Source organism: Pseudomonadota bacterium, assembly GCA_027624955.1.
Classification (GTDB): Bacteria; Pseudomonadota; Alphaproteobacteria; order UBA828; family UBA828; genus PTKB01.
The window spans coordinates 1-21,718 of sequence record JAQBTG010000023.1 but is presented as its reverse complement, the minus strand read 5'-3'; the positions used below and the strand labels follow the sequence as shown (position 1 = coordinate 21,718).

Here is a 21,718-nt window from a genome sequence, read left to right as displayed (position 1 = left end):
ATACTTATTCGATGAAGGTCTTCGAAGGCAACCATCGCACACGACCGGGGAAACCAGAGCCTCCGTCTGAGCACATGTGTGAGTATCCGGCTTGCGCCGAGCGCGCGCCGCACCGCGCGCCGCGGGCGCCCCACGATTTGCGCAGCTATCGTTGGTTCTGCCTCGATCACGTACGCGAATATAACCGCGCGTGGAATTTCTTCGAGGGCTGGTCGCGATTGGACATCGAGCACTTTCAGCGCGATGACGTCACCGGCCATCGCCCGACATGGCCGGTTTATGTCAAGCGCCCGTTGCACGAGGAAATGGACGATTTAGAGAATATTTTCCATAACTTCTCGAGCGACTGGTTTGGGGCGGAGAAGCAAAAAAATGGAGACAAAAATGAGGGTGGGAAAAAGCTCTCGGCGGCCGACATGGATACTCAACGCGCTTGCGCCACTCTCAATCTCGAACTCGGATTCGATCGCGTAAAATTGCGTAGCCGCTACATGGAGTTAGCCAAAAAACACCATCCCGATATGAATGGTGGTAGTAAAAAATCGGAAGAGTTGTTGAAATCGATCAACCTGGCCTATACGTATCTTTTGAACCAGGTCTCTGACACTGCACACGCGCCGCAGCCGCGGCGAGCCTCCCCTCGGAAGGGACAATAAATGGCCTCTCAAGAGCAACTGGGTGACGCGCCCAAATTAAGCGATCGCCTTCCCGACATCATGGTTTCGGTGCGTCAAACATTTGGCATCGATAACGACATGGAAGTACCGGCATTCTCTGAGCCAGAAGAGCATGTCCCGGTTGTCGATCCTGCCTATCACTTTAACTATGATACCACTCTCAGCCTGCTGGCCGGGTTCGCGCACAATCGGCGTGTCATGGTCCAAGGCTATCACGGCACCGGCAAATCAACCCATGTCGAGCAGGTGGCCGCGCGCCTAAATTGGCCGTGCATTCGGATAAATCTGGACAGCCATATCAGCAGAATTGATCTCGTGGGCAAGGACGCGATCGTCATTAAAGACGGCAAGCAGGTAACTGAGTTTCGCGAAGGCATCCTGCCCTGGGCGCTGCAAAACCCGGTAGCCATTTGCTTTGACGAATATGACGCTGGCCGGCCCGATGTGATGTTCGTCATCCAACGAATCTTGGAAGTCGATGGCAAGATGACGCTATTGGATCAGAACAAAGTAATCCATCCGCATCCTGCCTTCCGCATTTTTTCGACCACCAACACGGTTGGCCTCGGCGACACCACCGGGCTTTATCATGGCACCCAACAAATTAACCAGGGGCAAATGGACCGGTGGAATCTCGTCACCACACTCAATTACCTGCCGCATGACGAAGAAGTGCAGATCGTGCAGTCCCAGGTGCCCGTCTACGATAATGACGAGGATCGCAAGATCGTTGATGCCATGGTTGAAGTCGCCGATCTGACGCGCTCTGGGTTCATGTCGGGTGATATCTCGACGGTGATGTCGCCGCGAACAGTTATACATTGGGCCGAGAACGCGAAAATATTCCATGATATCGGCTTTGCCTTCCGCGTGACGTTCGTGAACAAGTGCGATGAGATGGAACGCGCGGCTGTGGCGGAATATTACCAGCGCTGCTTTGGTAAGGAGCTACCCGAATCGGCGGTGCCGACACCGCCCGTAAGTTGAAGGGTCTTCCTTGACCGCGAAAGAAGAAAATCCAGTCGAGCGGTTTCAACGCGCCGTGAGCTGTGCTGTGCGCGCCATCGCCGGGAAATCCGGCGAAGAATTGGCAGTCACGTTCGACTCCGATACGCCGCAGTTGAGCGGCGAAAGCGTTCAACTGCCCTTCCCGGCGCGCGACCTCAACGCACTTGATATCGAGATGGTGCGCGGCTCAGCAGATTCTCTTGCTCTGCGATTGCGCTATCACGACCCGAAGGCGCATCGCCGTGTCCAGCCCCGCGGCAAGAGCGCCCGCGCGATTTTTGAAGCTGTGGAGCAGGCGCGAATCGAATGCCTTGGCGCCCGACGCTTCGCCGGCGTTGCCGCCAACCTCAGTTCGGCTCTTGAGCAGCGCAGCCGCCTCAAGGATTATGATCAACTATCCAGCCCGGAAGAAGCACCGATTGCCGACGCAATTGGCGCTCTGGTACGCGAGCGCCTGCACGACCAGCCGTTGCCGGCAGCAGCGAAGCATTTGGCGGATCTTTGGCGCCCCTGGTTCGAAGATAAAGCAGGAAAGCTCCTTTTTGATTTGGCGAAAAATGCCGACGACCAAGAAGCATTCGGCAAACTTATCCGCGAAATGATTGAGGATTTCGACATCGAGGATGACGAGATTGAGGAAGGCGACGATTCGGAAGCGGAAGCCTCGCCGGATTCTTCTGAAGGCTCGGATTCTGACGATAGCGGCGCGGCCGAGGGCGGCGAGCAATTGGACGGCGACAGCAGCGCCGACGCCGACGCGGAAATGGGCGAAGATGCCGAGGCGAGCGATGCTTCCGACAGCGACGCCGACGCCATGGCAGGTGACGGAGATGATGAATCGGACGAGGGTGGCCGCCGCCGTATGTTGCCCGGCGATGGACCGGACGGAGAACGAGGCCCGATCTATACCAGTTACACCTCAGAATTCGACGAAGTGGTCAATGCCTCCGACCTCTGTGACATAGAGGAATTGGGACGTCTGCGCGCGCAGCTCGATCAGCAACTTTCCCAACTTCAAGGCGTCATCGGGCGCCTCGCCAACCGCTTGCAACGTCGACTGATGGCCCATCAAGTCCGCGCCTGGGAGTTTGACCTTGAAGAAGGTCTATTGGATGCCGGTCGTCTCGCCCGCATCATCACGCAACCGCTCCATCCCCTTACCTACAAGACTGAAAAGGAGATGCGCTTTCGCGACACGGTGGTGACGTTGTTGATCGACAATTCCGGCTCTATGCGCGGCCGCCCAATCTTGGTCGCCACAATGTGTGCCGACATTCTGGCGCGCACACTGGAACGTTGCGGCGTCAAAGTTGAGATATTGGGATTTACTACGCGTGCCTGGAAAGGCGGGCAAGCGCGTGAGCGCTGGCTTGCCCAGGGCCGCCCACGCAATCCTGGCCGCCTCAACGACCTGCGACATATTGTATATAAGAACGCCGATGAACCGTGGCGCCGCGCCAGAAAAGGCCTCGGACTCATGCTGCGCGAAGGCCTATTAAAAGAAAATATCGACGGCGAGGCGCTGTTGTGGGCGCATGAGCGATTGATTGGCAGGATGGAAGAACGCCGCGTCATCATGGTGATTTCAGACGGCGCACCGGTGGATGACAGCACCCTTTCGGTCAACCCGCGCAATTATCTCGAGCGCCATTTGCGCTCCGTCATTCAATGGATCGAGGTTTCGTCACCTGTTCAGCTGCTCGCGATCGGCATCGGCCACGACGTGACGCGCTATTACCAGCATGCAGTGACCATTACCGATGCGGAGCAACTGGGCGGTACGATGACGGAAAAACTGGCCGAATTGTTTGAAGAAGAATCGAGTCGGCCAAACCCAAGCAGCGGCCGACGCCGTTTGGCGAGCTAAGCCGCTAAAAGACTGCCCTACTTGCGAATCTTTTTCACGCTTTTGCTTATGACTGGGGACCGGAACTTGCTCCGCGGGCGTCGTCGCCAAAGCCGTATAACCTGCGGCAATTGTCCCACATGATCTTCTTTTTCGATTCTAGTCCGACGCCAGGCAGGGAGAGAAATTCCTGGGTGCCGTTGGGGTATCCTCCGTCTGCGTGAGGATAATCGATCGACATGACGATATTATCGTCACCAAAACGGTCCACCACCTGCGCCACAAGTGCTTCGTCTGAATCGGTCGCGATGAAACATTGATTGAGAAAAATCTCGCTGGGCAGCGCCGACAGTTGAAGCGCCTCACCGCTGCCATATTTGTCCCACTGGCCGTCGAGCCGGTCCAGCCACCATGGGAGCCAGCCGCAATTGCCCTCCAAAAAACCTACTCGCATTTGCGGAAAGCGCTCACACACGCCACCCACTAGGACGGCGCCCATGGCCGCCATCAACTCAAAGGGAAAGGCTGTCGCATGATTCAGCGTGCGGAAATTCGGGTGGCCGCGAAAGCGGTTGGCGGCATAATCGAGAGACGCGCCGCCGCTCGTGCCATGAAAGATGAGCGGCACGCCGAGGCGGGTTATTTCATGCCAAAGCACGTCGCACTCCGGAGCATTCACATAGCGCCCACTTACTGGCATGGGCAGCAACACCACCGCGACATGGCCCTTGTCCTCGACTGCCCGGCGCGCCTCGGCCGCCGCCAATTCAGGGTCATGAATCGAGACAATCGCCGCTGGCCGGAGACGGCCAGCATGGGCGGCGCAATAATCCGCCAACCAATCATTGAACGCCGCAGCGTAAGCGGTTGCAACATCTCCCGCCAAACTGTCGATCGAAAGAAACATCGACGCGAACGTGCGGAACATGACCGCTTCGTCGATGCCCTCGACGTCCATCGCCGCAATCGTCGAATCGGCGTCGTATTTCTTTTCCCGTATCGGCGCGTAAATATCTTCGCTCGGCGCGTCGAGCGCTTTTTGCGGGCCGACTACAGCTGCGTCGCGCGCCCACGGCGGAATCATCTGGCCGCCCGCGTCCCAATGGGGGAAATTAGTCGGCCCCCAACCGAGATATTTGGGCAGATGAGCATGAAATCTCGGGTCGAGATATTTCTCAAATAGATCGCCGTTTTCGATTACGTGCAAATCGCAATCGATAATTCTCAAGCCGTCTTTCATCTCGTCCTCTTCGCAAATGATAAGAGCGCAGAGTTATGACAGATGTTTGTGCAGAAAATCCAGGCTGCGGCGCCAGGCGAGTGCTGCGTCGTCATCGTCATAGCGTCCACTGGTTGGGTTGGCGAACGCATGATCTGCCTGGTACCAGTGACTGGCAAACGGTTTTCCCGCCTTATTCATCGCCGCTTCAAAACCGTTTACCATGTCGTGGTTGATCCACTTGTCGCTCTCCGCGAAGTGACCGAGAACGGGTCCGCGGAGAGCATTTAGGTCGTCAGCAGATTTCTTCACATTACCGTAATAGACGATGGTCGCATCAACGGGTTCCGCAAGTGAAGCGTTTAGCGACCAACCGCCTCCGAAACACCAGCCGATCGTCGCAGCCTTGCCGTTTGCCATATCGTGGCGCTTCAACCAGCGCAGCCAGGAACCAATCGTATCTGTCGCCGCGTCACTGTCGACGCCGCTCATCAATTTTTTTGCTTGATCTGGTTCAGCCGTTACCTGGCCGCGATAGAGATCGATGGCAAGCGCCAGATAGCCTTGCTTGGCCAATTCCGCCGCCATTGATTTAATTTGATCGTTGAGACCCCACCATTCATGCACCAGCATGACTGCCGCAGTCGGTGTTTGTGCGGGAATCGCTAGCGCGGCCTGCACCGACAATCCTCCATCGGTATTCAGTGTCACATTTTTCAATGACTGCGCTGCCGCCCAGGACAGCCGAGGATCGGCAAGCACCATGGCGAGCGGCAAGCCAGCCAAACCACGTATGATATCTCTGCGAGCGATTTGCATGTTCCTGCTCCAAATATGCGATGATGAATTGCTGTTAAACTACCAACCTGAGCACCCGCGCCCAATTCAATAGCCCGTGAAGAAGCCCCCCACCTTGCATCTCATCGTTCTTGCGCTCGCGCTTTTCCTTAGCACCAAAGGCGCCGGCGCGAACGATATCGAGCTATCCTACAGCCAGGTTCCTCTCAATTACGAAATGCCTGACCAGCATAGCGTCGGAATGCTGGAGTATCGCGGCGGTTTATCTATTTCGGCCAGAGACTCGCAGTTCGGCGGCCTCTCATCTCTGCTCGTCAGCGCAGACGGCAAGCTTTTGCTTGCGGCCTCGGACAGAGGCGTGTGGTTTTCCGCCGCTCTCGACTATGGCGATGATGGAAACCTTGTTGGTCTGTCTTCCGCCCGGTTGGCGCCGATCACCGGTTCAGACGGCAAACCGTTAACCGGACGCTACCGCGATGCAGAGGGCCTGGCGCGAGCCGACGATGGCACGGTAGTCCTGGCGTTTGAACAGCATCACCGGATTCTGCGCTTTGCAACTTCCGGCCTGTTCGATGCCGACCACCTGTCAGCGGTGAAGCCGGATCTTGTGGCGGCGCCTGCCGAGCTTGCTGAGTTCAATAGCAATGCCGCCATGGAAGCGTTGGTCACACTTGCCGATGGTGGCCTTCTATCCTCACCGAAGGCCTCGACAATGACCGGTCGAGCAAACCGGGATGGATTCTGCGCAAAGGCACGGCACCCGCACGGCTGGAATACAAGCGGGCGGCCAGATTTCGCTCGACCGGCGCCACGCGTCTCCCTGATGGCGACCTGATCATCGTTGAACGGCGCTACACGTTGATCGGCGGCGTTGCTGCGCTTCTACGTCGGGTCTCCAAGGAAAGTATTCAGCCCGGCGCGCGGCTCGACGGGCTAGAGCTCGCGCGCATCGCACCGCCGCTAACGGTCGACAATATGGAGGGGATCGCGGCTAGGCGCGACAGTTCCGGTCGCACGCTGATCTATCTGCTGTCCGATGATAATTATTCCGTCTTGCAGCGCACCTTGCTGCTCATGTTCGAACTTACCGACAGCGCGGATTAATTGGTTTCGAACAGGCGATCGCCGGCATCGCCAAGGCCGGGGACGATATAGGCCTTCTCGTTCAATTTTTCGTCCAGGGCGGCGGCCCAGACTTCGACCGTCGGATGCGCCTCATTGAAGGCGCGCATGCCTTCCGGCGCCGCCACCATGGCCATGAACCGTATCCTGCTGTCCGGCACGCCATGTTTGTTGAGTACATCAACTGCGTAGCTGGCGGAATAGCCGGTTGCCAGCATCGGATCGACGAGGATGAACAAGCGATTTTTGTTGTCCGGCAGCCGGACGTAATATTCGACCGGTCGCTTGGTCTTTGGGTCGCGGAACAGGCCGATATGGCCGGTCGGTGCCGTTGGGATGAGCTGCGACAAGCCCTCCGCCATGCCAAGGCCGGCGCGCAAAACCGGTACGATGGCCGGTTTGACGGTGGCCAGTATCGGCGCCTCCATCTCGGTGATGGGCGTCGTGATCATCTTGGTCGTCATGTCGAGAACACGGGTGATTTCGTAGCCGATCAGCAAAGCCATCTCGCGCAGAAGCGCGCGAAAATCATGGCTCGACGTTGTCTGGTCGCGCAGATGACTGAGTTTGTGCTGAACGAGCGGATGATCGACGATGTGGAGATTGGGGAATTCCGTTTCAGCGCTCACGTTCACTCTCCTGTGCCGCCATCATCGAGTGAGCGGACTATAGGTCGCGTCCGCCTGTGCGCCAATCGGTATTGGCGGATATTTGATGAATTATTCGCTTGGACGGTAGTTTAGGTGGCGGCTGCGCGCGCGCGGACAATTTTCCGTTTAACCCTCTGCGCTTCCAGTGAGAGAAGCGAATTCGGCGCTTTTAGAAGGTAAGAATCGAGGCCGCCATTATGCTCCACCGTGCGCATCGCAGAGGTCGTCACACGAAAACGAATGCTCTGGCCCAAGGCGTCGCTCAACAGTGATTTTGATTGCAGATTTGGCAAAAACCGCCGTCTGGTTCTGTTATTGGCGTGTGAGACATTGTTGCCTGCCTGTACGCCTTTGCCGGTAAGTTCACAACGCCGCGACATGAGGTCTGCTCCGGATAATCTAAGCCTGCCCTTGGGGAGGCGCCTATTTAGGCCCGATCCCTCTGCGCGTCAAGCCCGGTGGGGAGAAATCGGCCCTTTAACGCTATATCAGCCAGATTTATTTCTCGGTGTTTTGCGGAACGCCGCCAATATGCCTGCCGCAGCTGCGGCAGGCGTTTTCCGGCCTTCTGCCACGTCGGTTTGTAAGCGCTCTGAAAGATTGGCCAAGCCAGCGTTCCCCAACAAAGCAGACATCACAAGTCCTTCAACTTCTCGCCACATCCACGAAGTGGCCTGCGCCGCCCGCTTTCGCGCCAGTTCACCGGTCTCATCCAGTGCGCTGCGTTGTGATTCAATGGCCTGCCAAACTTCGTCCATACCGCGCTCTTCCACAGCGGAGCAGGATAGAACGTGGGGCCGTGGCCCTTTTCCCCGGCCACGTATCAGACCCAGAGCTGAACGGTAATCGGCCTCTGCGTGGCGCGCTAAATCTCTCAGATCACCATCCGCCTTAGTCACGATAACAAGATCCGCCAGTTCCATAACACCACGCTTGATACCCTGCAGATCATCGCCGCCGCCGGGTTGAACCAGAAGCGCAAACAAATCCACCAAATCCGCAACAGCCGCTTCGGATTGCCCCACGCCGACGGTCTCAATCAACACGACATCAAATCCTGCTGCTTCGCAGGCAAGCATTGCTTCGCGGGTTCGGCGCGCCACGCCGCCCATAACGCCGGCCGCCGGCGACGGGCGGATGAACACGTCCGGCTCGCGGGCCAAACGCTCCATACGGGTCTTATCCCCGAGTATCGAACCGCCGCTCAACGCGCTCGACGGATCCACTGCGAGTACCGCCAAACGCTTGCCGATCCCGATTAAATAGAGCCCAAACGCTTCGATAAAGGTCGATTTACCGACTCCTGGGGAGCCAGAGACGCCGATCCGAACGGCTTGTCCGGTGTACGGCAATAATGTCTCAAGCAACTCTTGGGCCGCAGACCTGTGGTCCTCTCGCGCGGATTCGATCAAAGTAATGGCGCGTGCCAGCGCCCGCCGGTTTCCGGACCGAATGTCCTCAGCGTTCGGCATGTTGCCGCCTTCGGCGCCCGATGGATTTTTCACCACCAATTCGAAACTCACTTTTTACTCTTGCGCCCGATTTCAACGCACGCGACAAACCTTCCATGACGAGGCGCGAAAAACAAATCCTATCCCGCTTGAAGGAGATTGGCCGGCCCGATGCGCTTCTCGGCATGGCGCATTTCGGCATCGACACGGAAAACGCCTTCGGCGTGGCAGTTCCAGAATTGCGCCGTCTGGCCAAGGAAACCGGACAAGACCACCCTCTCGCGCTCTCTTTGTGGCGATCTGGCGTCCATGAGGCGCGTCTACTTGCCTCGATGATCGCGGTGCCGGTGGACACGGACCGTGCGCTGACGGAATCCTGGGCCGCGGATTTCCGCTCCTGGGATTTGTGCGACCAGTGCTGCTTAAACCTTTTCCGCAAAACTGCATTCGCCCATGATTTGATTGGCGCATGGCGGCATCGCGACGAGGAATTCGTCAAGCGGGCGGCCTTCGCAATGATCGCAGTGCTGGCGATCCATGATAAAGCCGCAGACGATGAACTATTCACCACGTGGCTGCCAATGATTGAAGAAGGTGCTTCGGATCCTCGAAATTTCGTCAAGAAAGCCGTGAACTGGGGACTCCGGCAAATCGGAAAACGCAATCTTAGCCTTAATCGCCAGGCCATTGAATGCGCGCACCGCATTGCGGACGGCGGATCGAAGCCTGCGCGATGGGTCGCGACCAATGCCCTGCGCGAACTTGAAAGCGCAGCTGTCCAGGCCCGCATGAACAGAATGGCTTAATGCCGTCTTTTTGAGAGGAAACTTTGGGCTAATCAGGCTATAAATTGGCTTGTGCACCGCTCGCCACTTAGGAATCGCCATGCTCATCGATCCGTTTGAACGTCATGTCACCTATCTTAGGGTGTCGGTCACCGACCGCTGTGACTTCCGCTGCGTCTATTGCATGTCGGAACACATGTCCTTTCTGCCCAAGGCGGAACTCCTGAGCCTTGAGGAACTGGATCGCCTGTGCAGTGCGTTTGTGACGCTTGGGGTGAAGAAACTTCGCATCAGTGGTGGAGAGCCGCTTGTCCGGCGCGGCATCATGACTCTTTTCAAGCAGCTCGGACGGCATCTCGACACTGGCGCCTTGGAGGAACTCACTCTCACCACAAACGGCAGTCAGTTAGAGCGCTACGCCGAAGAATTGGTGGCCTGCGGCGTACGGCGGGTCAATGTGTCACTGGACAGTCTCGACGAAGAGAAATTTGTCGCGATTACACGCTGGGGAAAATTTGGCAAAGTCATGGCGGGAATTGACGCGGCGCGGGCGGCCGGGCTCAGAGTCAAGATCAACACCGTGGCGCTGAAAGGTGTGAATGACGACGAAATCGAAAATCTTGTGCGCTGGTGCGGTGAAAAAGATATGGATTTGACGTTTATCGAGACCATGCCCCTCGGCGAAATCGACGGTGACAGGAGCGAGCAATATCTGCCTCTCACGCAAGTCCGCGCTCAGATGGAAAAAACCTGGACGCTGGACCACAATGCCCATGATAGTGGCGGCCCGGCGCGCTATGTCACCCTGCGCGAAACCGATCAGCGGGTCGGCTTTATCACGCCGCTCACTCACAACTTTTGCGAATCTTGCAATCGCGTACGATTGACCTGCACGGGTACTTTATTTATGTGCCTTGGGCAGGACGATGCAGCCGACCTTCGTGCGCCATTGCGCGCCAGCGATAGCGACGCGGCACTCATCGCCGCCATCCAGGAAGGCATTTCACGCAAGCCCAAAGGCCATGACTTTATTATCGACCGATCGCATACTGCTCCGGCGGTCGCGCGGCATATGAGTGTCACCGGCGGCTGAATCTATTCTTCCTGCGTCCTCGATATTTTTAGAAACGCTTCTTGCGTGCGAGTTACCTTGCCATGGCCGAAGCTGACACCTTGAGCAACTTGGCGTGCACGCGAAGAGTAAAATAATTCGGCGGAAGGAGTTTCCAAATTGAGCTTTGAACGCTTTGCTGTTGTTGCCTCCCGTTCGCCGGACGCGCAAAAGGCGTTGGAAGAAATCACATCACGCTACAAATTGTGCGATCCGAAAGATGCCGACGTTATCGTTGCCCTGGGCGGCGATGGTTTCATGCTGGAAACGCAGCATAGATTTCTTCATCACGGCAAGCCGATTTACGGCATGAACCGGGGAACAGTCGGTTTCCTTATGAACGAATTTAGGGCCGATGGATTGGCGAAACGCCTTGATTCCGCGCACCGCTCTGAATTGCATCCGTTGCGCATGACGGCAGAGAATCACTACGGAGTCGTTCAGGAGGCGCTCGCTATCAACGAAGTGTCTCTCCTCCGCCAGACGCGCCAGGCTGCAAAAATTAGTGTAATAGTCGACGGCATCAAGCGCGTCCCTGAACTCGTTTGCGATGGTGTGCTGGTTGCCACACCCTCCGGCAGTACGGCCTATAACCTCTCGGCACACGGCCCGATCATTCCACTAAGCTCCAATATCCTCGCATTGACCCCGATTAGCGCCTTTCGGCCCAGACGTTGGCGCGGCGCTCTATTGCCGAACGAGGCAAGAGTGGGCTTTGAAATTCTGGAAGCGCAAAAACGGCCGGTCAGCGCAGTCGCCGACTACACCGAAGTACGCGATGTCGCCTCGGTAACCGTCTCTATCGATCCAAGTGTGTCGATATACCTGCTTTTTGACCCGGAGCACAATTTGGAAGAGCGCATCTTAAACGAACAGTTCACACCCTGAAGCCGGATCTAATAAACTGATCGATATTCCCGATATTGCGCAATATGAACGCGGAAACACTGATGTTCCATATGTGACCACCCTGGAGGGCGCAAAGCCAGGTCCGACCGCTATGATTAGTGCTCTGATCCACGGCAATGAAGTTTGCGGCGCCATCGCGCTCGACCAACTCTTGTCTTCCTCTTTCGCACCAGACCGAGGCCGCCTCATCGTAGCATTCGCCAATGTGGCTGCGTTCTCACGCTTTGACTCCGCTCAGCCCTACGCGTCTCGGTTCATCGACGAGGATATGAACCGGTTGTGGTCGCGCGACATACTGGACAGCACGCGTCATAGCGTCGAACTTGCGCGCGCGCGCGAACTACGCCCTTTCGCGGAAGCTGCGAATTTTCTTCTCGACCTGCATTCCACATCTCTCCCAGCGCCGGCGATGCTGTTGTGTGGTAGCCGAGAAAAAGGGCGCCTTTTGGCCGCCAAAATGGGCTACCCATTTCATGTGGTGGCAGACGAAGGCCACAACTCCGGCGTGAGGCTGCGTGACTTTGGTGACTTCAACAATGGCTCAACCTCCAAATCTTCCGTACTTGTCGAATGCGGTCAGCATTTCGACAGTGAGAGCTCGACCATTGCGTCAAAAACAATCGTCGCCTTTCTGTTAGCCTGCGGCATGCTGGATCAAGCCTCCGAGAAACTCCACCAACCTGCAAACTTGTCGAGGCAGCGATTAATCGAAGTTAGCCACGCCGTTACGATTCAGTCCGACCGCTTCTCTTTCAGCGGCGAATTCCAATGCTTTGAAATTATCCCGAAGGCGGGCACCCGAATCGCACGGGACGGAACACACGACGTTGTCACGCCCTACGACGATTGCGTTCTGGTCATGCCAGCCCGACAGCCATCCAGAGGACAAACAGCAGTGCGTCTTGGCCGTTATGTTGCGGATAGCAAAGATTGACTAGAGAGCCAACGTCTAGCCATTCCGCCATAACCAACGTCCCGCCCCCAGCGCCCGGCCTTTCGCAAAAAAATGCCGCGAAATTCTTACTTGCTTTAGCTCTCGGTGCGGTCGGCGGTGCTGTCTTCTATATGTTGGGGTTGCCGCTTCCTTGGATGCTTGGCGCCATGTCGTTGGTGACGATTGCCGCCATCTCGGGTGTGCCTCTCGCCTCCTGGCCACGTTTTCGCAATGGCATGGTTGCCGTGTTGGGCGTGTTGTTGGGCTCGCAGTTCAACGCCGACATATTCGCGCGCATCGCCGATTGGTATGTCGGCCTCGCCGGCGTCGCTGTTTCGGGCAGCGTGATGGTCGCGTTATGCACGGTCTATTACCGCAAGCTGGGCGGGTACGATCGGACATCCGCCTACTTTTCCGCCATCCCCGGGGGCCTGAGCGAAATGATGGTGCTCGGTGAAGCGATGGGAGGTGACGCCCGACGAATTTCACTCTCCCACGCCGTGCGTATCCTCACCGCGGTGTTTCTCATTGCGTTTTATTTCCGCCTGTTCGAAGGCTATCAACCTGTCGGCTTGGTCGGCGAGGAGGTTTCGGCGGTTGGTTGGCGAGATAGTTTGATACTGGTGGCATGCGCAATCGTGGGCTGGCCCGCCGCCCGCCTTCTCCGCATACCGGCAGCGCAGCTCGTGGGGCCACTGGCGCTCAGCGCTGGAGCGCATCTAAGCGGCCTGGTCAGCGCTATGCCGCCGGGCGAAATCGTTGCTGCTGCTCAGGTCGCGCTCGGCGCCGCCATCGGTGCGCGCTTTGTCGGTGCTAGAATTACCGAGATTTGGCGAATCATCGTCGTCTCGATCGGGGCGGCAATTATCATGGTGGCAATCGCCGCGATATTCGCGTTTGTCTTGGGAGAAATCTCAGGTTCGTCCAAGACGGCGCTGTTCCTCGCCCTAGCACCCGGCGGTTTGGCCGAGATGAGTATTATTGCGCTGTCGTTCGGCACCGCGGCCGCCTTCGTTTCGACGCACCACATTGTGAGGATCATCTTGCTGGTCGTTATCGCGCCGGCAATATTTAAGTATCTGTATATGAATAAGGCGACGAACCCTAAAGGCCGCTGAACGACAAGCCGCGATAGATGACGTCGGCAACACTATTGCCGAGCGTCTCTAAATCGGCATCGGAGCCGACCGAGCTCTTAAGCTGACCATCCACGATGAGTGTGGCCAAGCCATGGAACGTCGCCCACGCCGAAATAAAGAGGCGTTGCGGATCTGTATCGCCGCCCTCCAATCCCGGGCGCTGACAATTGGCGATCGCGCCGGCAATGATTTGCGACGCTCGGTCTGCCGCTTCGCTGAGGCTTGGATGTTCGCTTTTGTCGGATACCTCAGGGCCAAACATGACGCGAAAATGCGACGGATTGCTTGCCGCAAAGTGAACATAGGCGAAGCCAATAGCACGAAATTCGGCCAAGGCGAGCCCGCGGTTCTCCCGACTTGCAACCTGCATCTTCTCCTCGAGGGCGCGAAACCCATCTTCGGCGACGGCGGCGAGAAGCCCTTCCTTGCCAGCAAAGTGTCGATAGGGCGCTGCCGGTGATACGCCGGCCAAGCGGGCCAGCGCGCGGAGCGACACACCTCGCGGCCCCTCCTTTTCCACCATTGCAAGCGCTGACTCGAGCAAAGCTCGGCGCAAATTTCCATGGTGATAGGCTCCCTTCTTGGGGGGCTTCCGTTTCACGAGTCCCGATGAATTATCGGTTTCTGCCATGTTTCTACCGCCTTGATTTCTGACGCCCGCCACCGGCACCATTGGATTTCGATGCTGTGACGAATATAGTAGTCCCTCGCCTACAAACGGAATATTAACTCAGGCAGCATAAAATGTGCCGAGTAAATTGACGATGTTAACGCATCAAGGAACTTGTTGAGCAAACGTATGACACCAGGCCGCCGTCTTCTATCAATATTTGCACTTCTTCTCACTGCGATTTTCTTGATTTCCGCCACGATGCATTCGGCGCGCGCCGATAGCCTTGTCGTTACGGTGCGGGATATTCGTAGCGATGTGGGCGAAATTCGAATTGCGCTTTACAGTTCCGCCGATAATTTTCTCGTCGATGGGCGGACGGCTGCGACCCAGTCGTTGTCGGCACGGCGCGGCGATGTGAAGGTGGTGTTCGCTAATTTGCGGCCCGGAACTTACGCTGCTGCGGCGTTTCATGATGAGAATCAGAGCGGCGATTTTGACACGAATTTCATCGGCGTGCCGCGCGAAGGATATGAATTTTCCAATGGTGCGGTTGCGGCGCTCGGCCCTCCGGACTTTGAGGACGCATCGGTCAAGCTGGTCCGCATCACCGCCGAAACTGACCTGTTGCTGAACTACTGAGGCGATGTACTGCTAAAATAGCGGAAAATTAGCCGTTACTCGACAAAATCCCATCCACTAATTACCTTGACTTGGCGCGACAAAATACCAATTTTGTTTGCATATCGCAGTAATACGGTGGGGCCTACGCGTAATGGTAGAAAATAATAGTACTGAATCACTTGTTGCGCTGACCGGTTCCATTGTGGCCGCTTATGTTTCCAACAATAAGGTCTCCGTTTCCGAACTTCCGGACCTCATTCGAAACATTTATGAGAGCTTTTCCCGCGCTGGACAAAGCGCCGCTCAAGGGCCTAGCGAGGCATCGGCCAGGCCCTCGATATCGATCAAAAAGTCGATCACGCCGGATTACCTAATCTGCCTGGAAGATGGCATCAAGCTGAAAATGCTGAAGCGTCACCTGCGCACCCATTACGGGCTCACCCCACAGCAATACCGTGAAAAATGGGGCCTGCCGTCCGATTACCCAATGGTCGCCCCGAATTACGCCAAGAAGCGCAGCCAACTGGCCAAGCAAATTGGATTGGGCTCGAAACGTCGCGCCGCCGCCGTGCCTAATTCAGAAAGCGACGGCTAAACACCCTAGAGACACGCGCCCCGGCGCGGCCATCGACAACCCCGCGGTGTCGTCAGCCAAGCTGCTATAACGGCGATGGACCGCGCGTCATGACATCAGCTTCGGTTAATGTCTTGTTGGAGCCTGACAACGGCACCGATCTCGGATGCCACAACCTCTTCGGCAAGGACCTGCCGCTGATCGGCCCGCCGCCTCCTCTTTTTTGCGACTGCCCGCAACAGGCTATTGAAGTGCGGTTTGAGCGGGTCAATTGGTTGCGCCGAGTGTCTTGGCATACTTGATGCACGCCGCGCGGATGGTCTTTTCAAGCTTTGAACTCTCGACGCTGCGGGCGATAACCATCGCGCCGACGATCATTGCCAGCGCGGCAAGCGATCGTTCGGCCCGATCCGGCACGGTGATGTAGCTTTCCAGGTTCTCCGCGATCGAACGGGCGACTTTTTCGTACGCATTGTGGAGCTCCGGTCCTCCTCGCGACACGTCACTTGGAAAAGCGAATAGCGGACACGGACTGTTCTTATTGTTGAAATGCTTGTCGCCGACATAGCCGGTTATGAACGCCTCAAAATTGTTCGCCGTCATGGAACGGTATCGCGCCGGCGGCAAATAGTCTTTTTCCGTGGCGCCGGTTAAAATCGCTTCGACGAACAATTTTTCCTTGCTGCGGAAGTGCCGGTAAAAGCCGCCGCGCGTTAAACCCGCATGGGCCATGACATCCTCGATCGTGGCTTTTTCGTAACCAGATTCACCGAACACGGCGAGTGCACTGGCGATAATCTGCGCGCGCGTTTTCTGTTTGTGGTCCGCAGCGTAACGCATGTCGATCCCTCCTTGATGTCGGTGCAAGAATACTGACACGACCATATTGGATGTTATTGAACATCCTAAGAGCTTGAAACACACTGAGCAAATATGAAGCGACAAGGACGGTCGCTACGGTTGCACCCCCGTCCATTCCACCGGCTTCCCGCGGGCTGCCAGAACGGCCAAAAGACCCAAACCAAGGAGATGAATGATGAAGGCCAAATTGTTGTTACCGATTTCGACGGCGATTTCGATTGCCGTGCTCGGGCTTGCCCTGACTTCTTCGAACGCCCAGTCACAGGACATGATTGTGGCAAAATCGCCTGCGCAAATCGAATGGTTTCCCACGCCGGTCGGAGCCGCCGGCCCGCTTTGGGGAAATATGCAGGCGACCGCTTATGGCAGGCTGTCAAAGTGGAACCCAGCAGCCAGCTCCCCCGTGCACACGCACTCGCTTCCTTACCACGCCGTTATTCTGTCAGGAATATTTGAGAACGTTATCGCCGATTCTGGGCAAGTCCAAGAACACGCGGCGGGCGCATATTATTATATGCCGGCCGATGTCAAACATATGACCCGATGCGTCAGCGATGAGCCGTGCGTGATGTACCTTCATCAAACAGGGCCATGGGACCTGAGCGTCGTTCCCTGAGCTGAATATCGGAACTAGCGATACGACGAACGGCGGTGTTGTTGCCACGCCTGCGCCCGCCGGAAGGCGCGCGAGCTTGGTTGAACGGCCCTCACAAGCAGCTCAAGCTATCGACGTATCCCGCCTCAATTCGCCTTCGCGGCGCGTGACCTGTTCGCTTGTTTTGGCGGGGAAACGTGCTTGGGCCGAGTATGACGGTTTCGTAGAAATCTCGAATGAGAACTCCGTTTTCCAATTAGCTTAATGTATCCCATGGGTGCTGACGGCAGGCAGTTGACGGCACCCGGTGTATCCTAATTGAAGGCACGCCAAATTCAGATTCCGATGACAATACAGCCAGCGGGACGGAACCGCTTACTACCCATATTTACTCATTGCTCGGCAATCGGGCACTTGATTTATTAATTTTAATTTAACCAATTTATAGTGAGATGCTCTTGATAGAATCTTTGCACAACGTGATCGGTGTGCTTTTCTAGGCTGCGGATAAAGCCGAGCGCCTGTCCAGAGTGGACAATCTTATTTAGGTGTCGCGGCACTTGTCGTTCGACCGTACGATAACTCAATCAATCTATTGTCTGATGTCGACAATTATGATTCCTCTGCAATCAAACAGCACAGCGCCTGAACAACAGACGCTTACTATTAAGCAAGCTCTAGATCTCGCCATTCAGCATCACACGGTGGGCCGCTTGCCTGATGCCGAGAAAATTTATCAAAGCATATTACGGGCCGACCCCGATCAGCCCGACGCCCTGCATTTGCTCGGCGTGATCGCCCATCAAGAAAGTAAAAACGGCATTGCCGTTGATCTCATTACCAAGGCCATCGCCATCAACTCCGACTTGGCCGAGGCGCACAACAGCCTCGGGGTTGTGCTCCGAGAACTGGGCAAGAGGGGCAAGGCTGTCGTGAGTTATCGCAACGCCCTCGCCGTCAATCCCGGCTACGCCGAAGCGCACAATAATCTGGGTATTGCGCTCAAAGAACTGGGAGATCTGGACGAGGCCGTAGAATGCTACCGCAGGGCCCTCGCCATCAATCCCGACAACGCCGAAACGCATAGCAACCTTGGCAACGCGCTCCTGGACCTAGGAATGCTGGATGAGGCGGTGACAAGTTTTCACCAATCCCTAGCCATCAGGCCCGATTTGGCCGAAACGCACAATAATCTTGGCACGACCTTCCAGGCCCAGGGCAAACCGGATGTTGCGTTCGCATGTTACCGCCGTGCCATTGCGCTCAATCCCCGGAGCGATTTGTTCTGGGCCGGTTTTGCGGAATCTCTGGAATATCTTTCGCTCACTTCTATTGATGATGATCTCTGGCGAGATCTATTGCTCGTACTCGATAAGCCCACGGTGCGTCCGATCCGCGTCGTTCAACCAATCCTCTCGGCACTTCGCCATAACCCGGATTTCTCAGCGATCATAGGATTGACGGGCAGTGAGGATATGGAGACTGGCATTGCATACGGGGGCCTCGCAGAACGGTTGTCGGCAATTCCTCTGTTTCTTCGGGTCATGGGGCTGAGCCCCATCCATGACCTGGAAATTGAACGAATGCTCACACATCTACGCCGCGCCATGTCTCAAGAGGCGATGTCGGCGAAGACGTGTGAAAAGAGCTTGCCGTTTTCGGCAGCCCTGGCTCTTCAATGTTTTACGAATAAGTATGTTTTTAATGAGACCGAAGAAGAAAAGGCGGTTGTTGAGCAGCTTCAGCAACGGATTGCGACGCTGGTCGAAAAGACACAGGACGTGCCGGCATCCTTGGTTGCTGCGTTGGGCGCCTACAGGCCCTTGTATGGTTTTGCGTGGGCTGGGGAATTGAGCGAGCGGGAATGGACCGGAGCCATCAGCGGCGTCATTGAGCGACAAATATCACAACCCCTTAAAGAGCAGGTTCTGCGCTCTCAAATTGTCAACCTGACGTCCATTCAAAATCCGGTTTCTCAGTTGGTTCGTGAGCAATATGAGGAAAACCCATATCCGCGATGGATCAATACAGGCTTACGGGAAACAGGAAAAACGATTGGCGCAGAATTGCTGCGCGCCCCACTCCGCCTCGATCTAGGAGATTATGAGTCTCCCGAGAGTCCGGAAATCCTGGTGGCAGGTTGCGGCACGGGCCAGCATGCCCTGAGCACAGCATCCAGGTTTTCGAACGCCCGTGTGCTCGCCGTGGATTTGAGCCTGAGCAGTCTCTCCTATGCGTGGCGTAAGACCGAGGAGCTCGGCGTTAAGAACATCGAGTACGTGCAAGCGGACATTATGGAACTGGGTAATCTTGGGCGGCAATTCGATCTTATCGAATGCATTGGCGTGCTTCACCATCTGGACGACCCGTTGGCGGGCTGGCGCGTTCTGATGAAGCTTTTGCGCCCGGGGGGTCTGATGAATATTGGCCTATACAGCGAGATCGCGCGACAGCACATCGTCAGTGGACGCCGCTTGATTGCCGAGAATGGATATACGACGTCTCCCGACGACATTCGCCGATGTCGGCGGGACATCATAACGAAGGCCAAAGACGGCAATCAAGTGATGGCGGAAATTTTCAAAATGAAAGATTTCTTCAACTTAAGTGAATGTCGCGATCTGCTTTTTCATGTTCAAGAACATCGCTTTACGCTTATCGGGATCGATGAGGCCCTGCGGGAACTCGGACTAAAGTTTCTGGGCTTCACTATTCATAATCAAAAAATCCTGAGAAAATTTAAAGACTCTTACCCAAGCGGCGGCGATCTGATCTCCCTGCAACTGTGGCACGAGTTTGAATTCAAGAATCCCGATACGTTCCGGGGTATGTATCAGTTCTGGTGTCAAAAAATATAAACTGGGCGCTCTGTCATAGCCCAAATAGGCGTGCGGTCAGGTCTTACGTTTAACCACTCAGCTTGACGTCGATTTGCACGCCCTACCTTCCACCGTTCAGTAGGGTCCCGGACCCGGAGTACAATTACAGCGCGGTCCTTGCCAAAATCGGCATGCGGGGTGAAGTCACGCATAAAAGCTGCTTGCCCGGCCAAGCGTTGTTCCGACAGGAGCAAGCGACATGACTTCGATCAAATCAACAGAAGCATCAGATTAATGTGTTGGTGAATGCAGTCGCTTCGCCCATAGCATCGCCCTCATCGCTCCCGCCGGGACCAAAGCCTTTACGAGGTGCCATCAGATTAACTGAACGTGACCCGCGAAATCAGAGCGGTGATGACTCTCACGTCGCGAGGTGACGCCAGTGGGCCAGTGGGCCAGTGGTCCGGCGGGGCCAGCGCGGCAGAGAGGCTATGTTTGAAGGCGTCGCGGGAGTAAGGCGGCTCAGTTTTTCTGGCACCCCGACATTCCTCTGAGCACACAGGAAATCGACCTTGACTTAAACTATGCTTTAAGTGGTAGTGTGGTGAGACCCTCATTGATATCTGGAGAACAATGCCATGGAAGAGAGTATGCGCGCCGCAGGCACCGCAGAAATCACCTGCTCGCTCACAGACGAGGAATTCAGGGAGCGTCGGGCAATGGCGCGCAAGGATTTGCTGCCACATATTCTTGACGGCGAGCGGATGGACAGCGGCCTGAGACTGACTTTCGCCGATAGCGTCGCGCTGAGATCGCGCGTGGAGAGCTTCATCCGCTTGGAGCGTCAGTGCTGTGGCTTTCTGACTTTCACACTCGCACCGCCCATCGACGGCCTGATTCTCACGATCGAGGGACCACCCGAGGCGCAGATAACACTCGATAGATTCGCAGACGCGGCCATAGGACAATGAGAAAGGCTCCAAGTTTGAGTGGCGGACGATCTGCCACAGGGAGCGTGATAAAGCGGACCGGAGTGGCGGGCATCGTGCTCGGCGTAATGGCACTCTTCGCGTGTGAGGTACCGATCATTCTCGCCTTTGTTGGCATCGGTGGGTTGGGCGCAGGAACCGCGGCGTTTGCACCCACCTCACTCCTTGAAATTGGCGGGATGGTGCTTGCCGTATTGGGTGGCACGTTGCTAATGGTTTTCAAACTTCGGCGTATGCGGTCGAGACGCAGGGAGTCTCAGGTATGAAGATCGGAGACGTTGCCCGGCAGCTCAGCATGCCGGCATCTACAATCCGCTATTACGAGAAAATGGGTCTCATCGCGGAGCAACGCCGCGTCTCCGGCCGACGACAGTTTGATGAGCGAGCCCTGGTGACACTGCAGTTCGTACGGCTGGCGCAGGCCGCAGGTTTTTCACTCGCCGATACCAAATCACTGCTCGAACGTTACGCAGAGGACCCAGGTCCGGCGGGCATGTGGAAGCCGTTCGCCGAAGCGAAACAGGCCGCCGTCCGGCAGCAGATCAGCGACTTGCGGCGGGTCGATCGCGTCCTCAGCGCACTCCTCACCTGCGAATGTGCAAGCCTGAATGAGTGCGTCAAACGAGCTGAGGCGGACCCTCGGTTCGAACCGTCATGAACCAACCCATCGAAATTCTCGGAGTAATCGCGATCGTGATCATGGTCACGAGCTACGCGCTCGAAAAACGCAGTGCATTTTTTCTCGCGAGTTTTGCGGCGGGGTGTGCGCTTGCGGCCGTCTATGCTTATCTGATCGATTCGTACCCATTCTTGATTGCCGAGGGCATTTGGGCCGTCATCGCATTTCGCCGCTGGCACGTGGCACGAATGACCCGCCCCACTGCCTAGCGCCTGACATTCGGCCGAGCCGAACTGCGCCCCAAGGGTAGAGTGTCTGACGTCAGCGCCTATGGAACAAACTAGTCGGATTGCATAAGGGAGGGTTTCTGTCTCATCG

Annotated in this window: 24 protein-coding genes; 17 read left to right on the top strand and 7 right to left on the bottom strand. The window is 56.3% G+C overall.

Annotation, left to right across the window (positions count from 1 at the left end; genetic code table 11):
• Nucleotides 1–11 precede the first annotated feature (11 nt).
• The 3 genes from O3A94_10385 to cobT are packed head-to-tail and all read left to right on the top strand — an operon-like array spanning nt 12 to nt 3,552.
• Nucleotides 12–656, top strand: a complete 645-nt coding sequence (locus O3A94_10385; protein MDA1356662.1) for a DnaJ domain-containing protein — start codon at nt 12–14, stop codon at nt 654–656.
• Nucleotides 657–1,664, top strand: a complete 1,008-nt coding sequence (gene cobS, locus O3A94_10380) for a cobaltochelatase subunit CobS (GenBank protein MDA1356661.1) — start codon at nt 657–659, stop codon at nt 1,662–1,664.
• A gap of 10 nt (nt 1,665–1,674) precedes the next feature.
• Complete coding sequence (gene cobT / locus O3A94_10375) at nt 1,675–3,552, top strand: cobaltochelatase subunit CobT (GenBank protein ID MDA1356660.1); 1,878 nt, start codon at nt 1,675–1,677, stop codon at nt 3,550–3,552.
• Between the two features lie 46 nt (nt 3,553–3,598).
• Here cobT and O3A94_10370 read toward each other — a convergent pair whose 3' ends face one another.
• Nucleotides 3,599–4,771 carry an amidohydrolase family protein gene (locus O3A94_10370; protein ID MDA1356659.1) on the bottom strand — a complete coding sequence of 391 codons (1,173 nt, stop codon included), beginning with the start codon at nt 4,769–4,771 and terminating at the stop codon, nt 3,599–3,601.
• 33 nt (nt 4,772–4,804) lie between these two features.
• The gene (locus tag O3A94_10365) at nt 4,805–5,569 is read right to left on the bottom strand and encodes a dienelactone hydrolase family protein (GenBank protein MDA1356658.1); all 765 of its coding nucleotides are present in this window, start codon (nt 5,567–5,569) and stop codon (nt 4,805–4,807) included.
• Nucleotides 5,570–5,645: 76 nt separating this feature from the next.
• On the opposite strand from O3A94_10365, the gene O3A94_10360 reads away from it, so the two are divergent.
• Both O3A94_10360 and O3A94_10355 read left to right on the top strand, forming a co-directional pair.
• A complete protein-coding gene (locus O3A94_10360; GenBank protein ID MDA1356657.1) occupies nt 5,646–6,383 on the top strand; it encodes an esterase-like activity of phytase family protein in 738 nt (245 codons plus the stop codon).
• Nucleotides 6,317–6,652 (top strand): esterase-like activity of phytase family protein, encoded by a 336-nt coding sequence (locus tag O3A94_10355; GenBank protein MDA1356656.1) that lies wholly within the window; start codon nt 6,317–6,319, stop codon nt 6,650–6,652. Before O3A94_10360 ends, O3A94_10355 begins: the two co-directional genes overlap by 67 nt.
• On the opposite strand, the gene upp is transcribed toward O3A94_10355, so the two are convergent.
• From upp to meaB, 3 genes are all read right to left on the bottom strand, one after another.
• Nucleotides 6,649–7,299, bottom strand: coding sequence for a uracil phosphoribosyltransferase (upp, locus tag O3A94_10350; GenBank protein MDA1356655.1), 651 nt, complete (start codon nt 7,297–7,299; stop codon nt 6,649–6,651). The two genes, O3A94_10355 and upp, sit on opposite strands and share 4 nt — an antisense overlap.
• Before the next feature lie 110 nt (nt 7,300–7,409).
• Nucleotides 7,410–7,700, bottom strand: coding sequence for a 50S ribosomal protein L28 (rpmB, locus tag O3A94_10345; protein ID MDA1356654.1), 291 nt, complete (start codon nt 7,698–7,700; stop codon nt 7,410–7,412).
• 108 nt (nt 7,701–7,808) lie between these two features.
• On the bottom strand, nt 7,809–8,792 hold the full coding sequence (gene meaB / locus O3A94_10340) for a methylmalonyl Co-A mutase-associated GTPase MeaB (protein ID MDA1356653.1): 984 nt from the start codon (nt 8,790–8,792) through the stop codon (nt 7,809–7,811).
• Nucleotides 8,793–8,887: 95 nt separating this feature from the next.
• Between meaB and O3A94_10335 the strand changes: the two genes are divergently transcribed.
• From O3A94_10335 to O3A94_10315, 5 genes are all read left to right on the top strand, one after another.
• Nucleotides 8,888–9,577: a DNA alkylation repair protein gene (locus tag O3A94_10335; protein MDA1356652.1), complete on the top strand. Its 690-nt coding sequence runs from the start codon at nt 8,888–8,890 to the stop codon at nt 9,575–9,577.
• A gap of 79 nt (nt 9,578–9,656) precedes the next feature.
• Nucleotides 9,657–10,649: a GTP 3',8-cyclase MoaA gene (gene moaA, locus O3A94_10330; GenBank protein MDA1356651.1), complete on the top strand. Its 993-nt coding sequence runs from the start codon at nt 9,657–9,659 to the stop codon at nt 10,647–10,649.
• 138 nt (nt 10,650–10,787) lie between these two features.
• The gene (locus O3A94_10325; GenBank protein MDA1356650.1) at nt 10,788–11,555 is read left to right on the top strand and encodes an NAD kinase; all 768 of its coding nucleotides are present in this window, start codon (nt 10,788–10,790) and stop codon (nt 11,553–11,555) included.
• A gap of 73 nt (nt 11,556–11,628) precedes the next feature.
• Complete coding sequence (locus O3A94_10320; GenBank protein ID MDA1356649.1) at nt 11,629–12,510, top strand: succinylglutamate desuccinylase/aspartoacylase family protein; 882 nt, start codon at nt 11,629–11,631, stop codon at nt 12,508–12,510.
• Entirely contained in the window at nt 12,507–13,628 is a 1,122-nt protein-coding gene (locus O3A94_10315) for an AbrB family transcriptional regulator (protein MDA1356648.1), read from the top strand. Before O3A94_10320 ends, O3A94_10315 begins: the two co-directional genes overlap by 4 nt.
• On the opposite strand, the gene O3A94_10310 is transcribed toward O3A94_10315, so the two are convergent.
• Entirely contained in the window at nt 13,615–14,280 is a 666-nt protein-coding gene (locus O3A94_10310; protein MDA1356647.1) for a TetR/AcrR family transcriptional regulator, read from the bottom strand. The genes O3A94_10315 and O3A94_10310 overlap by 14 nt on opposite strands.
• A gap of 168 nt (nt 14,281–14,448) precedes the next feature.
• Between O3A94_10310 and O3A94_10305 the strand changes: the two genes are divergently transcribed.
• Entirely contained in the window at nt 14,449–14,901 is a 453-nt protein-coding gene (locus O3A94_10305) for a DUF2141 domain-containing protein (GenBank protein ID MDA1356646.1), read from the top strand.
• 133 nt (nt 14,902–15,034) lie between these two features.
• Entirely contained in the window at nt 15,035–15,478 is a 444-nt protein-coding gene (locus O3A94_10300; GenBank protein MDA1356645.1) for a MucR family transcriptional regulator, read from the top strand.
• A gap of 246 nt (nt 15,479–15,724) precedes the next feature.
• Here the strand turns inward: O3A94_10300 and O3A94_10295 are convergent, their stop codons facing one another.
• Nucleotides 15,725–16,381, bottom strand: a complete 657-nt coding sequence (locus O3A94_10295; protein ID MDA1356644.1) for a TetR/AcrR family transcriptional regulator — start codon at nt 16,379–16,381, stop codon at nt 15,725–15,727.
• 109 nt (nt 16,382–16,490) lie between these two features.
• Here O3A94_10295 and O3A94_10290 point away from each other — a divergent pair, with 109 nt between their 5' ends.
• The 5 genes from O3A94_10290 to O3A94_10270 all read left to right on the top strand — a co-directional run bounded on the left by O3A94_10290 (nt 16,491) and on the right by O3A94_10270 (nt 21,609).
• The gene (locus tag O3A94_10290) at nt 16,491–16,934 is read left to right on the top strand and encodes a DUF4437 domain-containing protein (GenBank protein ID MDA1356643.1); all 444 of its coding nucleotides are present in this window, start codon (nt 16,491–16,493) and stop codon (nt 16,932–16,934) included.
• Nucleotides 16,935–17,527: 593 nt separating this feature from the next.
• Complete coding sequence (locus O3A94_10285; GenBank protein MDA1356642.1) at nt 17,528–19,771, top strand: tetratricopeptide repeat protein; 2,244 nt, start codon at nt 17,528–17,530, stop codon at nt 19,769–19,771.
• A 599-nt stretch (nt 19,772–20,370) separates the two neighbouring features.
• Entirely contained in the window at nt 20,371–20,703 is a 333-nt protein-coding gene (locus O3A94_10280; protein MDA1356641.1) for a hypothetical protein, read from the top strand.
• Nucleotides 20,704–20,983: 280 nt separating this feature from the next.
• Nucleotides 20,984–21,379: a MerR family transcriptional regulator gene (locus O3A94_10275; GenBank protein ID MDA1356640.1), complete on the top strand. Its 396-nt coding sequence runs from the start codon at nt 20,984–20,986 to the stop codon at nt 21,377–21,379.
• On the top strand, nt 21,376–21,609 hold the full coding sequence (locus tag O3A94_10270; protein MDA1356639.1) for a hypothetical protein: 234 nt from the start codon (nt 21,376–21,378) through the stop codon (nt 21,607–21,609). Before O3A94_10275 ends, O3A94_10270 begins: the two co-directional genes overlap by 4 nt.
• Nucleotides 21,610–21,718 lie beyond the last annotated feature (109 nt).

Excerpts from the sequence above, each read along its gene's own strand:
- O3A94_10300 (MDA1356645.1), top strand. The coding sequence starts at position 15,035 with ATGGTAGAAAATAATAGTACTGAATCACTTGTTGCGCTGACCGGTTCC.
- cobS (MDA1356661.1), top strand. The coding sequence starts at position 657 with ATGGCCTCTCAAGAGCAACTGGGTGACGCGCCCAAATTAAGCGATCGC.
- O3A94_10280 (MDA1356641.1), top strand. The coding sequence starts at position 20,371 with ATGGAAGAGAGTATGCGCGCCGCAGGCACCGCAGAAATCACCTGCTCG.
- O3A94_10335 (MDA1356652.1), top strand. The coding sequence starts at position 8,888 with ATGACGAGGCGCGAAAAACAAATCCTATCCCGCTTGAAGGAGATTGGC.
- O3A94_10275 (MDA1356640.1), top strand. The coding sequence starts at position 20,984 with ATGAAGATCGGAGACGTTGCCCGGCAGCTCAGCATGCCGGCATCTACA.
- moaA (MDA1356651.1), top strand. The coding sequence starts at position 9,657 with ATGCTCATCGATCCGTTTGAACGTCATGTCACCTATCTTAGGGTGTCG.
- O3A94_10365 (MDA1356658.1), bottom strand. The coding sequence starts at position 5,569 with ATGCAAATCGCTCGCAGAGATATCATACGTGGTTTGGCTGGCTTGCCG.
- O3A94_10385 (MDA1356662.1), top strand. The coding sequence starts at position 12 with ATGAAGGTCTTCGAAGGCAACCATCGCACACGACCGGGGAAACCAGAG.
- O3A94_10285 (MDA1356642.1), top strand. The coding sequence starts at position 17,528 with ATGATTCCTCTGCAATCAAACAGCACAGCGCCTGAACAACAGACGCTT.
- O3A94_10310 (MDA1356647.1), bottom strand. The coding sequence starts at position 14,280 with ATGGCAGAAACCGATAATTCATCGGGACTCGTGAAACGGAAGCCCCCC.
- rpmB (MDA1356654.1), bottom strand. The coding sequence starts at position 7,700 with ATGTCGCGGCGTTGTGAACTTACCGGCAAAGGCGTACAGGCAGGCAAC.
- O3A94_10305 (MDA1356646.1), top strand. The coding sequence starts at position 14,449 with ATGACACCAGGCCGCCGTCTTCTATCAATATTTGCACTTCTTCTCACT.
- O3A94_10370 (MDA1356659.1), bottom strand. The coding sequence starts at position 4,771 with ATGAAAGACGGCTTGAGAATTATCGATTGCGATTTGCACGTAATCGAA.
- O3A94_10290 (MDA1356643.1), top strand. The coding sequence starts at position 16,491 with ATGATGAAGGCCAAATTGTTGTTACCGATTTCGACGGCGATTTCGATT.
- meaB (MDA1356653.1), bottom strand. The coding sequence starts at position 8,792 with ATGCCGAACGCTGAGGACATTCGGTCCGGAAACCGGCGGGCGCTGGCA.
- O3A94_10270 (MDA1356639.1), top strand. The coding sequence starts at position 21,376 with ATGAACCAACCCATCGAAATTCTCGGAGTAATCGCGATCGTGATCATG.